At 47.0% G+C, this 11,932-nt stretch carries 11 protein-coding genes; 9 read left to right on the top strand and 2 right to left on the bottom strand.

The window, feature by feature from the left end:
- The first annotated feature begins 21 nt into the window (after positions 1 to 21).
- From P8X24_RS05255 to P8X24_RS05240, 4 genes are read left to right on the top strand one after another with little or no spacing between them, the layout of a single operon-like run.
- Positions 22 to 186 carry a class III signal peptide-containing protein gene (locus tag P8X24_RS05255; RefSeq protein ID WP_372914400.1) on the top strand — a complete coding sequence of 55 codons (165 nt, stop codon included), beginning with the start codon at positions 22 to 24 and terminating at the stop codon, positions 184 to 186.
- A 17-nt stretch (positions 187 to 203) separates the two neighbouring features.
- Positions 204 to 1,394 carry an A24 family peptidase C-terminal domain-containing protein gene (locus P8X24_RS05250; protein WP_372914399.1) on the top strand — a complete coding sequence of 397 codons (1,191 nt, stop codon included), beginning with the start codon at positions 204 to 206 and terminating at the stop codon, positions 1,392 to 1,394.
- Between the two features lie 32 nt (positions 1,395 to 1,426).
- Positions 1,427 to 1,768 carry an ASCH domain-containing protein gene (locus P8X24_RS05245; protein ID WP_372914593.1) on the top strand — a complete coding sequence of 114 codons (342 nt, stop codon included), beginning with the start codon at positions 1,427 to 1,429 and terminating at the stop codon, positions 1,766 to 1,768.
- Positions 1,765 to 2,337 carry an ASCH domain-containing protein gene (locus P8X24_RS05240; RefSeq protein ID WP_372914398.1) on the top strand — a complete coding sequence of 191 codons (573 nt, stop codon included), beginning with the start codon at positions 1,765 to 1,767 and terminating at the stop codon, positions 2,335 to 2,337. The genes P8X24_RS05245 and P8X24_RS05240 overlap by 4 nt, the downstream gene beginning before the upstream one ends.
- On the opposite strand, the gene P8X24_RS05235 is transcribed toward P8X24_RS05240, so the two are convergent.
- Positions 2,327 to 3,460: a DUF790 family protein gene (locus P8X24_RS05235; protein WP_372914397.1), complete on the bottom strand. Its 1,134-nt coding sequence runs from the start codon at positions 3,458 to 3,460 to the stop codon at positions 2,327 to 2,329. The two genes, P8X24_RS05240 and P8X24_RS05235, sit on opposite strands and share 11 nt — an antisense overlap.
- A gap of 38 nt (positions 3,461 to 3,498) precedes the next feature.
- Between P8X24_RS05235 and P8X24_RS05230 the strand changes: the two genes are divergently transcribed.
- A complete protein-coding gene (locus tag P8X24_RS05230) occupies positions 3,499 to 4,842 on the top strand; it encodes a DEAD/DEAH box helicase family protein (protein WP_372914396.1) in 1,344 nt (447 codons plus the stop codon).
- Here the strand turns inward: P8X24_RS05230 and P8X24_RS05225 are convergent.
- Positions 4,839 to 5,207: a Mov34/MPN/PAD-1 family protein gene (locus tag P8X24_RS05225; RefSeq protein WP_372914592.1), complete on the bottom strand. Its 369-nt coding sequence runs from the start codon at positions 5,205 to 5,207 to the stop codon at positions 4,839 to 4,841. The two genes, P8X24_RS05230 and P8X24_RS05225, sit on opposite strands and share 4 nt — an antisense overlap.
- Before the next feature lie 61 nt (positions 5,208 to 5,268).
- Between P8X24_RS05225 and lonB the strand changes: the two genes are divergently transcribed.
- The 4 genes from lonB to gor are packed head-to-tail and all read left to right on the top strand — an operon-like array spanning position 5,269 to position 11,901.
- Positions 5,269 to 8,643, top strand: a complete 3,375-nt coding sequence (gene lonB, locus P8X24_RS05220; protein ID WP_372914395.1) for an ATP-dependent protease LonB — start codon at positions 5,269 to 5,271, stop codon at positions 8,641 to 8,643.
- Complete coding sequence (locus tag P8X24_RS05215; protein ID WP_372914394.1) at positions 8,567 to 8,854, top strand: hypothetical protein; 288 nt, start codon at positions 8,567 to 8,569, stop codon at positions 8,852 to 8,854. Before lonB ends, P8X24_RS05215 begins: the two co-directional genes overlap by 77 nt.
- Positions 8,844 to 9,899 (top strand): glycosyltransferase, encoded by a 1,056-nt coding sequence (locus P8X24_RS05210; RefSeq protein WP_372914393.1) that lies wholly within the window; start codon positions 8,844 to 8,846, stop codon positions 9,897 to 9,899. The genes P8X24_RS05215 and P8X24_RS05210 overlap by 11 nt, the downstream gene beginning before the upstream one ends.
- 40 nt (positions 9,900 to 9,939) lie before the next feature.
- Positions 9,940 to 11,901: a glyceraldehyde-3-phosphate:ferredoxin oxidoreductase gene (gene gor / locus P8X24_RS05205; protein WP_372914392.1), complete on the top strand. Its 1,962-nt coding sequence runs from the start codon at positions 9,940 to 9,942 to the stop codon at positions 11,899 to 11,901.
- Positions 11,902 to 11,932 lie beyond the last annotated feature (31 nt).

Genomic DNA, 11,932 nt, shown 5'->3' with positions numbered 1-11,932 from the left:
GCTAATAAAGTTTGAGGGATTATGAAGAGGTCCCAAACGGCTATAGAGTACCTTTTGATGCTTGCGGCAACACTGATTCTTGTGGTTATTGTGTATAGGGTAGTTATGGACAGTATGAGAACCCTGAGTAATTCGGTAGATGAGTACGTGAAGGTTATGCGCAAAAAACTACTTGAGAACCTATAATCAGCGGAGGTGAAGTAATGCTCCCCCTAATCCTGGGCACATTAGTGGGGATAGTTACTTCTTACACGGACATAAAAACAAGTTACATTTATGAGGAGCACTTCTTCCCCACGGTCTCCTTGCTATCAAAGTGGTGGTGTTCAAAGAAAGGTTGCGAGTATGAAGTCAAAGGGCCCTTCATCCCTATAGTGGAGATTGGGATACTGTACTACCTAATCCTCGGAGTAAAGAATGGAAACCTTCTTCAAGCTTTTTCAGGCATAATAGGCCTTTTTATCGGAGTTCTATTGGGAATGTTGCTCTATTATACGGGAGGATGGGCTAGCGGTGATGTAATAATTCTAGCTGCATTTTCGGGACTTTTGCCCTTTGCTCCTCTCTCTGTAAGGTATCCGGCCCCCTACTCAACCATGCTTCCCTTAAATGGCCTGACTATCCTATTCAATTCCCTCCTCTTGATCTTCCCACTATTGTTCATCTACGCGCTCTTTGGCTTGGTAATTAAGGGGAAGGTTAAGCATTTGATCCTATTGTTCAGGGAAGGCCTAAGGACAGTTGTAGAGGTTACCCTATGGATAACATTCTCAATCGTTGTCTTTGCGTTCATTCAGGTAAACCTTGGCATCACGATAAATCCGGTAATAAGGTGGGTACTAACCTTTCTTCTCCTAGCCATCTTCGCCAAGGTGAGGATTGTGGGGGATGTTCTTGGCCTAGGTGCTATAGTCTATGGCTTCTACCTCCTGGGTACCTCTTTCCTTTATCCTCTTGCAAAGCTTTTCTTAACATTATATGCATTTAAGCTACTTTTCTCGGCGGTTAGGCTCTTAAGAAAGGAAGTTCTCGTTGATGTAAAGAGGGTTGAGGAGCTCAGGGAAGGAGATGTGTTGGGGGAGAGGATAGTTAAAGTTGGTGATAAGATCGTTAGGGACAGGCAGGACTTCTTCGAGAAGCTCTCAAGGTTGCTTAAAGAGGGCAAGTACGAGAGCATTGAAGGTGAGGAGATAGCTGGATTCAGTGTTGAGGGCCTAACAAGGGAACAGATTGAGAAGTTGAGTGCTTTAGTTAAAGAAGGTAAGCTTAAGAACGAATTCCTGGTTAGAAAGGCCATGCCATTTGCTCCAGCCCTATTCTTGGGCTTTCTCACAAGCTACTTCTTTGGGGACATTCTTTGGTGGTTGATCCTGAAGGTCTCAGGCTTAGCATAGCATTTTTAACTTTACTTGAGAAGTTTAGCGCGATGAGAGTTTACCGCCTCTACCTTAGGGATGAATACTTGGAGATGATCAAGTCTGGAAAGAAAAAGATTGAAGTTAGAGTTGCCTACCCTCAGCTCAAGGGCATGAAGAAGGGGGATAAAATTATATTCAATGATACTATTCCAGCTGAGGTCTTAGAGGTCAAGCACTATGAAACATTCCGCCAAGTCCTTAGAGAGGAACCAATAGACAAGATTTTTCCCGACGAGCCAAGCTTTGAACGGGCCTTGAGGAGGTTCCACAATCTCTATCCTAAGTGGAAGGAGTACCGCTATGGAGTTCTCGCGATAAAGTTCAGAATCCTGGGGAGGGATAAGGAGTGAAGAACCTGAAGTTCGACGGAAGGTACAAGGATGACATACTCTCGGGAAGGAAGAAGGCCACGATAAGGCTGGGCAAGAAGATAAACCTAAGGCCGGGAGAGGAGGTTTTAGTTCACGCTGGAGGCTACGTCCTGGGAAAGGCCAAAATCACTAGGGTTGAAACAAAGACAGTAGCCGAATTAACGGATGAGGATGCAAAGAAGGACGGCTTTAGGAACAGGGAAGAGCTAATTGAGGCCCTAAGACAGCACTACAAGTTCGTTAAGCCTAACTCCCCCGCAACGATAGTGGAGTTTGAGATGGTTAAAGTACTTGACAAGCCAATTCTCTCGGCGGACTATCCCTATGAGGGCAACAATCCGATTGAAATTGCCGAACTCGCGTTAAAGCACTTGGATAACCTGAGCTTTGAGGAAGTTGCCCTGTTGAAGCTGTTCTTGAAGGAGGGCAGCCTTAGGAAGGCAGGGATGAAGCTTGGTGGGCTCAATAAGAGGTACAAAATAAGGGAAGTCCTAAGGAAGGCCTATGAGGAGCTGAAGAAGAGGGGCATTATGGAGCCTAAGATTTGAGGTATTCCTTTATCCTCATGATGACCTCCTTGTAGGGAATCTTACCCTTTCTCATGAGGATTACTTCCTTACCGATCTTGGAGAGCTTCTCAGCTAACAGCTCGTCGTTCGCTATTATTATCAAAGGCTCATCTAAAGCCTTGAGCTTCTCCAGCTTCCTCCTTATATACTCCCTCGTCCAGAAGCCGGCTATCTCGATGTACACTTTCCTCCCATTCTTCTCGACCAAGAAATCTGGAATGTAAACGTAGTCTCCGGCCTTAAGTATCCCAGGTTCATAAATTACGTTGGCCCCCAGGATCCTCCTAATCTTCCCGGCGAACTCCCTCTCGAGGGAAGAGTCATACTCCACATCAACTTCCATCCTGGGCAGTAAAACTTCATCCTCGCTTGAGAGCTCGAACTTATAAACTCTTTTATCCTCGAGCACCTCCGCAAATATCCACCATTCTTCGGCCTTTACTATCCCTGGGATAAGCTTTGCAAGTGAAGTTCCGTACTTCCTCGTGAGCTTTAGGAGGGAGGCTGGTCCAGTTACCTCTATCTTATCTCCGTAAATCTCGTACATTAATCCGAGCCTCTTTATGGCCCTAAAGACCTCTTTAAAGTTCGAGGAAATCTTAAAGGTCATCCTTAGGGCGTTGAACATAAGCGTTTGCAATAAGGAGAGGTTGTACCTCCTTATGAGCTCTTCCGGCGAGATATCGGGAACCTCCGCTAGTATCTTCTCCTCATCAAGGTCAGCGAACATTGCCCTTTCAACTTCCTCAACTTTAACTCCAAGACTTTTGGCAACCTCATGGAGAGCCTTGGCCCTCTCAAGCTCGCTTGTAACGTAACCCCTACCCCAAAGCAGCTTTCTAACCTTTACGGGGTCGAGAGGTGTTGGCCTTTCAAACCTGCACTCCCTTTCTATAATCTTTGCGAATCCCCTGACCTTTCTATAGTTTTCGGCCCTTTCCATATGACTTAACTTCTCCTGTAGCTCTCCATAGCTTTGACCAACACTTGATTTGAAGGCAACTATAACTGCTTTAGCTAGTTTTAGATGATCCTGGGTTGCAAAGTTTAGGTAAATCCTACCTCCCCTTCTCCTCGCATCTAGGAGATCCTTTGGAAGCATGCTAAAAGTTAAATTTGCCATAGTTAAAGGTTGTGAGGATGAAGCTCTACTATGAGAAGGGGACAATAAGGATAGAAGGGCAAGTTTATGTGCCTCACGCTAAGTGGGATCCCAGGTGTAAGTGCTACAGGGCCCTAGCTTACAGGTACAGGGACATAGTCGAGTTTCTAACCCAGGAAAAGATTGAATTCGAGGATCATGTCTTCGATAACGCAATTCCTTCTCCCGTTTATGATGACGTTGAGTTCGAGCTCAGGGATTACCAAGTTGAAGCCGTCGAGAGGTGGATGAAAGGTAAGAAGGGAATAATAGTCCTGCCAACGGGCTCTGGAAAGACGATAATTGCCATGGAGATCATAAGGAGATTGTCTCTCTCCACGTTAGTTGTCGTTCCCACCCTCGCCCTCCTGGAGCAGTGGAAGGAGAGGCTCAGCATTTTCGGTGAGGTTGGAGAATTCTCGGGAAAGAAGAAGGAGTTGAAACCTATAACGGTCACGACTTATGACTCAGCCTACATAAACGCTGAAACCCTGGGGGATAAGTTCTTCCTTATAGTGTTTGACGAATGCCACCACCTTCCCTCAGAGGCCTACAGGAATATAGCCCAGATGAGTGCTGCTCCCTATAGGTTAGGCTTAACGGCATTCCCCGAGAGGGCAGATAACCTCCACACCTTACTACCCGATCTCATAGGGCCCGTCGTCTACATGAGGAGGACGAGCGAGCTTAAGAAGTATTTGGCCCCCTACGAGGTCGTCAGGATAAGGGTTCCCCTAGCCAAGGAAGAGAGAGAAGAGTACAGGAAACAGTACGGCATTTACAAGAAGTACGTTGAGGAGAGTGGAATTAAAATTAGGGACGTTGAAGACTTTCAAAGAATCATCATGAAGACTGGGGTCGATAATAAGGCGTTCAAAGCCTTAAGGGCGCTGGAAAGGGCTAGACAGATAGCCATGGGATCAAGAAGAAAGATTGAGAAGCTCAGGGAGATACTTGAGAGGCACAGGGGTGAGAAGATAATAATATTCACGAGGTACAACTCCCTCGTTTATGAGATCTCAAGAAGGTTCCTCATTCCTGCTATAACCCACAAGACGGACAAGAAGGAAAGGGAGGAGATACTTAGGAAGTTCAGGAAGGGGGAGTACAAGGCTATAGTGAGTAGCCAAGTTCTAGATGAGGGGATAGATGTTCCTGATGCAAGCGTTGGAGTTATAATAAGTGGCACCGGTTCCCCTAGGGAGCTCGTCCAGAGGTTGGGCAGAATATTAAGGCCGGCCCCAGGGAAGGAGAAAGCAATTCTCTACGAGCTCATAACCCCAGGAACTTCGGAGGTTCACATAGCCAAGAGGAGAGGGAAGGGGCTTGAGCTCATGGGCTAATCAACTACTTCAATCTCAACCTCTTCTCCTTCACTGTTATATGCCTTGACGCTCTCGTACGTGAAGGGAAAGGCCACTATCAGGTGAACCCCTCCAAACTTGGAAAAGAAGTGCAGGTCTCCCTTGGACGGGAAGGGAAAGGGAGAGGGATGGGAGTGAACGGTTCCTTTAATGCTCTCATCGTGAGGAAGCAAGGTTAAGTCGAAGTACACGGACTTACTCCCGAAGTACCCCTTAGGGACTATTAGGACTTCCTCAAAAACTCCATTCTTTTCCCTCAGCAATCCGGCGAACTCATTCGGGTAAAATGACCTTGCAAGCTCGAGGAGGTAGTCAAGGAGCTCTCTCCTTATTTTTACTTTCACTTTGATCACTGCTCTCAAACTTTATAAGACCTAGTTAAAAAGGTTAAGTGGCGAGAGTGAGATGGGCGAGGAGAGAATGGATCTTGGAATTGAGTTTGAGACTACTGAGGAGATTCCCGTCCCCGAAAGGTTAATTGATCAGGTGATAGGTCAAGATCATGCTGTTGAGGTTATAAAAACTGCCGCAAAACAGAGAAGGCACGTCCTTTTAATAGGAGAGCCCGGAACGGGTAAGTCAATGCTTGGCCAGGCAATGGCCGAGCTATTACCTACGGAGAACCTTGAGGACATTCTCGTCTTCCCAAATCCAGAAGATGAAAATATGCCAAGGATAAAGACGGTTCCGGCCTGCCAGGGGAGAAAGATAGTTGAGGAGTACAGGAAGAAGGCGAAGGAGCAGGAAAATATAAAGTCCTACCTATTGTTCTTCGTGTTCTTCATAGTCGCAATGGCAATATTCGTGAGCAGGGGAGATCCAAACACAATCCTGCTGGGAGTTTTCGTGATTCTCGTAGCTTTGATGGCCGTAGCAAACATGAGGTTTAAGACTCAGGCTCTAGTTCCAAAGCTGTTGGTTGACAACTGTGGAAGAAAGAAAGCGCCCTTTGTCGACGCTACAGGAGCTCATGCGGGCGCTCTCCTTGGCGACGTGCGTCATGATCCGTTTCAGTGTTTTAGCGGTTATGAGACCGTATTTTTGAGAATAAATGGAGAAGAAAAGAGAATTAAGGTAAAGGAGTTCGTTGAAGAGGTTTTAAGATCACCATCTGGTGAGGGATTTGACGGAAGTATAAAGATAACCTATAAAGACCTCCAGAATGACAACGTTGAGATACTTACCGATAAGGGTTACGTTAAGTTGCTCTACGCGAACAAGAGAGAGGGAGAGCAGGAGATACTGAAGATAACAAATCTGGAAAAGGACTACTGGCTTTCTGTAACCCCAGATCACAAGGTCTACACTAGGGAGGGAATTAAGGAAGCTCAAGACCTGACTGAGAACGATGAAATAGTAAGGAAACCTGTAGTGATTCTTGACGAAGTCGACATTGGGAGAACCTATGGTGAGGAAGAAAAGCTTAAGGACTACAGAAGATGGGAGGAGTTTAAGGCCGAAAATCCTGGGGTTGGATATAAGAGAGCGGCAAAGGTTCTCAACATAAAAGAGAGCACCGTGAGATGGTGGGACTCCGGTTCAAAGCCCCAATCAGTTAAGCTTGTTGAGGAACTTAGGGCCCTCAACTTGCTACCTCTCAAAGATGACGATCCCAGGCTTCAAAAGATAGCCCTCATCCTGGGTGCCCTCTTCAGCGATGGAAGCATTGACAAGAACTTGAACACCCTAAGCTTCATCTCCAGTGAGAGGGAGGCAATAGACAGGTTTGTTTCAATATTGAAGGAGCTGTTTGGAGAGTTTGAGTTCGAGATTAAGGAGAATAGAGACTCCTACGGGAAGAGCATACTCTTTAGAACGTGGGACAGGAGAATAATAAGGTTCTTTGTGGCCTTGGGTGCCCCAGTCGGAAACAAGACTAAGATTAAGTTGACCCTACCATGGTGGGTTACACTAAGGCCTTCACTTTTCATATCATTCCTTGATGGTTTCTACAGTGGTGACGGCTCAGTTCCAAAGTTTGCTAAGTACCCTGATGGCATAAGGTTCCATGGAACAATGGAGGTAGCTCAAATAGCAGAGAATCCGAGGGATAAGGAGGAGTTCTTCGAGGAGATAGCTTGGTACCTTAGGTACCTTGACGTTGATGCGAGGGTGAGGGTCGATGCCCTCAACGACGGTAGGTACAAGGTCAGGTTGATGCTTTCGCACTCCCTTGAGAACGTGATGAAATTTGCTGAGCTTATTCCTCTGACACTTTCTCCCTCGAAGGGAGAGAGGCTCCTTAAAGAAATTGAAAAGTACCTTAGCGAGATAGGAGGCTCAAAGTACTCCGAAAGAGAGGTCGAACTGCAGAAGTGGTTCGAGAGGATAAAGAACGGCGAAAAGAAGAAGTTTATCGTCATAAAATCAAAGACTCCTATTACATACAATGTAACAACCGAGACCGGCAACCTCCTAGCTAATGGTTTGCTAGTTAAGAACTCCGGAGGTTTGGGAACCCCAGCCCACGAGAGGGTTGAGCCGGGAATGATACACAGGGCCCATAAGGGAGTCCTCTTCATAGACGAGATCGCAACCTTGAGCCTGAAGATGCAGCAAAGCCTACTTACTGCAATGCAGGAGAAGAAGTTCCCAATAACTGGGCAGAGCGAACTCTCAAGCGGAGCAATGGTTAGAACTGAGCCAGTCCCCTGTGACTTCATCCTCGTCGCGGCAGGTAACCTCGATACGATAGAGAAAATGCATCCTGCTTTGCGCTCGAGGATAAGGGGTTACGGTTACGAGGTCTACATGAGGACTACGATGCCCGACACCCCCGAGAACAGGAGAAAGCTAGTCCAGTTCGTAGCCCAGGAAGTCAAGAAGGACGGAAGAATTCCGCACTTCACGAGGGATGCCGTGGAGGAGATAATTAGGGAGGCCCAGAAGAGGGCTGGAAGGAAGGGTCATCTCACCTTGAGGCTCAGAGACCTCGGTGGTGTTGTCAGGGCTGCGGGTGACATTGCGGTGAGGAAGGGCAAGAAGTACGTAACCAGGGAGGACGTTCTCGAGGCTCTCAAGCTCGCTAAACCACTCGAGAAGCAGCTCGCGGATTGGTACATAGAGAGGAAGAAGGAGTACCAGGTAATAAGAGTTAAGGGCGGTGAGGTAGGTAGGGTCAATGGCTTAGCTGTAATTGGAGAGATGAGCGGTATCGTCCTTCCAATAGAGGCTATAGTCGCTCCAGCGGCGAGCAAGGAGGAGGGCAAGATAATAGTCACAGGAAAGCTTGGTGAGATCGCTAGAGAGGCAGTTCAAAATGTTTCAGCTATAATAAAGAGGTACAAGGGTGAGGACATAAGCCGCTATGATATCCATGTCCAATTCCTACAGACGTACGAGGGTGTCGAAGGTGACTCAGCAAGCATAAGCGTTGCCACCGCAGTAATCTCTGCATTAGAGGAAATCCCGGTGAGGCAGGACGTTGCAATGACGGGTTCTCTGAGTGTGAGGGGTGAAGTCCTGCCAGTTGGAGGTGTAACTCCAAAAATTGAGGCGGCAATAGAGGCTGGAATAAAGGAGGTAATAATCCCCAAGGCCAACGAGAAGGATGTCTTCCTAAGTCCGGACAAGAGGGCAAGGATTAAGATAATTCCTGTTGAGAGGATTGATGAAGTGCTTGAGATAGCCCTTGTGGAGAGCAAGAAAAAGAGGGAGCTGATTGAGAAGATAAGGAAGAGCCTTCCCATGGGGGTTGCCGAAAATGCTGGTGGCGAAGCCGTGCACGAGCATGGGGGGAGTTCTGGTTCAGCTGTACCTCTGGAAGGAGATAAAGCTTGACATATCAAAGCTCGCAAACGAGATGAAAGCTAAGGGGTACAAGGTGAAGACCTTAATCCCCGGGTTAATGCTCGTCGTTGAGTTCGAGGGTTATGAGGTCAGCGTTTACCCAAGTGGCAAGATAATAATTAAGGAACTTAAAGATGAAAAGAAGGCCGAAGAGATGGCGAGGAAGATATACGAGATGGCGGGGGTAAGTATTGAAGATTGAGCTTCTCCTTCTCTCGATAGTTTTTATCTGGGATGGCTACTTCTTCCTCCGCTATATCTTGGGTCTACTTAGGGGTTACAAGACGGTGAAGTGGAGTCCTACAGTTTCCGTGGTAATCCCGGCCTATAATGAGGAGGAGAACATAGAGAGAGCTATAAGAGCAGTTCTTGAGCAGGACTATCCCGTCAAAGAAGTCATAGTTGTGGATGATGGGAGCGAGGATGGAACTTACGAGAAGGCTAAATCCATTAATGATCCCAGGGTTAAAGTCGTAAGGGTTAAGCATGGAGGAAAAGTCTGGGCCCTTAATCAGGGTATCAAGCTCGCAACTGGGGAGGTAATAGTTACTACCGACGCCGATTCCTTTATGGCGAAGGATGCCGTAAGGAGGTTGCTTGAAAGGTTTTATTCTCCAGATGTTTTAGCTGTCGGTGGCCAGATAAGGGTTGTCATTGAGTCCTTCCTTACTCTAGTTCAGGACATAGAGCACCTAAGGATCGCAATGTACAGGAGGGCGAGGGAGCTTGAGGATCTAACTTTGGCACCTGGGCCCCTTTCCGCTTACAGGAGGGATGCTTTGCTTAAGATAGATGGGATAGTAAATAGTCAGGTTGAGGACTACGCAACGACTAAGACTTTAAAGAAGCTTGGCAAGGTTGTCTACGCCCCGAAGGCGAAGCTTTTCACTCGAATGCCGATAACACTTCGTGAGCTGTGGGAACAAAGGAAGAGGTGGTTTCTCGGGGATCTAGCTCACCTAGAGCCTAAGGATTATGCAATGCTATTCCTGGGAGACTTCATTGCTCTTTTAGATATAACCCTCCCAATAATTTTTCTAACAAAAGGTGAATATATATTCTTGCTAGCTTTTATAGTATTTGAAGTCTTTACAATGCTTCTTCCAATTATATTTGAGGGTGGAAAAGTCATTGAAGCTCTTCTTTTCCCGATAGTGCTTTGGTTCTTGGCCCTCTTCTATTTTACGTTGCACATGTATGGCTATTTGGCAAAGTTGAGCACAAAAACTTTTAAACACTTTTATTGAAATCACGTCACTGGGAGTGGTATAATCGGAGGGAGGCCCTATGAAGTTCTCAGTTCTGAAGCTTGATGTAGGGAAGAAGGAAGTGGAATTCAAGGAATTCGAGAAGGAAGATGTCTACGGTATAATCGACTACGGAATCCACGTTCACAACGAGCTCAAGACGTACGAAGTAGATCCCTATGATCCAAGGAACGTTGTAATAATGGGGAGAGGTCCCTTTGCCGGTTCAGCCCTCCCAGGATCTCATAGGTTGATGTTCTTCTTTAGATCACCCCTTTATGGAACTCTCTTTCCCTCGGCAATGGGTGGCGCGGCCTATCAGTTCCAGCACGTTGGTGTTGACTTCGTTGAAATTCACGGTAAGGCGGAGAAGCCCGTCGTTGTAATACTTAAGAACGATGGAGAAAACCTGAGCGTTGACTTCTATGAGATGGAGCTTGAGAAGGTCATGGAAATATGGAAGGACTACAAGGGCGAGGAGGGTGTTTATGCATTAACACAGTACCTCCTCGATAACTTCGCCGAGCAGTTTAAGGGGATGGAGTTCAGGATTGCCGTTGTAGGCCCTGCCGCCCTGAACAGCAACTATGGAGCAATATTCTCCCAAGCACTAAGGAATGGAAAGAGGATGGTTGGTAGCGAAGACTGGGCAGCGAGAGGAGGTTCAGGTAGCGTCCTTTTGAGGGCGCACAATGTTGTCGCAATAATCTTCGGTGGAAAGAAGAGGAAGAGGGAGTTCCCCGGGGAGAACATAGGTGACTTCAAGAATGCAAAGGGCATCGTTGAAGGAGTTCACAAGAAGCCCTACAATGAAGTCATAACAAATGCAACCGTCAAGTACAGGTTCAATCCTAAGCTCAACACCGGTGGTACCTTCGGCGGGAATTATCCGGCTGAGGGAGATCTAGTTCCGATCCTCAACTGGCAGATGCCCTACATCCCCAAGGAGGACAGGATAAAGATCCACGAGCTCATAATGAAGCACTACTGGGAGCCCTTCAACGAGGAATCAATAAAGCCCAAGAACTGGACGATGTGTGGGGAGCCCTGTCCTGTTGTCTGTAAGAAGCATAGAAAGGGCCATCATGTCGAGTACGAACCTTATGAAGCCAACGGACCTCTCAGCGGTAGCATTGCCCTACACGCTAGTGACATAAGCGTTCACGCTGTCGATGCTATGGGCTTTGATGCGATAGAGTTTGGAGGAACAGCCGCATGGGTTCTTGAGCTCGTCTATAGGGGATTGCTCAAGCCCGAGGAAGTTGGAATTAGCGCTAAGCCTGAATTCAGCAAAGATGCATTAATCCAGAACCCTGTGGAAACAAGTGAGCTTAATGCCAAGCTTGTCGCTGAGCTAGCTCATGCGGTTGCCTTCGCGAAGACTGAAATAGCTAAGATAATCGGTCTCGGCAAGAGGAAGGCGAGTGCAATTCTTGATGAGAAGTTCAAGGATAGGCTTAACTATGGCGAGTCATTCAAGGACTACGCCGTCTTTACGCCACTTGGAGAGGACGGAGAGATCAACCCAACGATGTACTGGGCAATTGGAAACTACATTCCATTACCAATACAGGGAAGGTACTGGACGTTCTATGAGTTTGGTGTCTTCCTAGAACCTGAGGAATTAGCAAGCAAGATCGTCTCCTCAGCCCTCTGGGAGTTCTGGTATGATAACATCGGCTGGTGTAGGTTCCACAGAAGGTGGCTGAAGCCTGTTCTTAAGGCCCTTTTCATGGAGGCTTATGGGATCAACGTTGATATGGAAGAGCACGCCAAGAAGCAGCTAAGGAAGCTAATAGAATACGCCAAGAGGGCTGGATACACTCCAGTCTTCTGGGATAGCATGAGGGTAATCGATCTGGTAGCTACCGGTAGCAAGGAGTTTGGTAACGAGAAGTGGGCCAAAAAGTTTGAGAAAGATAAGATAGGAACCGCTAGGGAGTACCTCAAGAAGGTTCTCGATGCGTACAGCCAGATACTTGGCGTTGATTGGAACATTTAATTTAAATATCCTTTATCTTTACCATTCTTGG

Source organism: Pyrococcus kukulkanii (genome assembly GCF_041647995.1).
GTDB lineage: Archaea > Methanobacteriota_B > Thermococci > Thermococcales > Thermococcaceae > Pyrococcus.
This window is presented reverse-complemented; position numbering and strand designations above follow the sequence as displayed.

What these genes read in the sequence shown, in the direction of transcription:
- lonB (WP_372914395.1), top strand. Translation starts at nt 5,269, where the DNA reads ATGGGCGAGGAGAGAATGGATCTTGGAATTGAGTTTGAGACTACTGAG.
- P8X24_RS05235 (WP_372914397.1), bottom strand. Translation starts at nt 3,460, where the DNA reads ATGCTTCCAAAGGATCTCCTAGATGCGAGGAGAAGGGGAGGTAGGATT.
- P8X24_RS05230 (WP_372914396.1), top strand. Translation starts at nt 3,499, where the DNA reads ATGAAGCTCTACTATGAGAAGGGGACAATAAGGATAGAAGGGCAAGTT.
- P8X24_RS05245 (WP_372914593.1), top strand. Translation starts at nt 1,427, where the DNA reads ATGAGAGTTTACCGCCTCTACCTTAGGGATGAATACTTGGAGATGATC.
- P8X24_RS05215 (WP_372914394.1), top strand. Translation starts at nt 8,567, where the DNA reads ATGCTGGTGGCGAAGCCGTGCACGAGCATGGGGGGAGTTCTGGTTCAG.
- gor (WP_372914392.1), top strand. Translation starts at nt 9,940, where the DNA reads ATGAAGTTCTCAGTTCTGAAGCTTGATGTAGGGAAGAAGGAAGTGGAA.
- P8X24_RS05255 (WP_372914400.1), top strand. Translation starts at nt 22, where the DNA reads ATGAAGAGGTCCCAAACGGCTATAGAGTACCTTTTGATGCTTGCGGCA.
- P8X24_RS05250 (WP_372914399.1), top strand. Translation starts at nt 204, where the DNA reads ATGCTCCCCCTAATCCTGGGCACATTAGTGGGGATAGTTACTTCTTAC.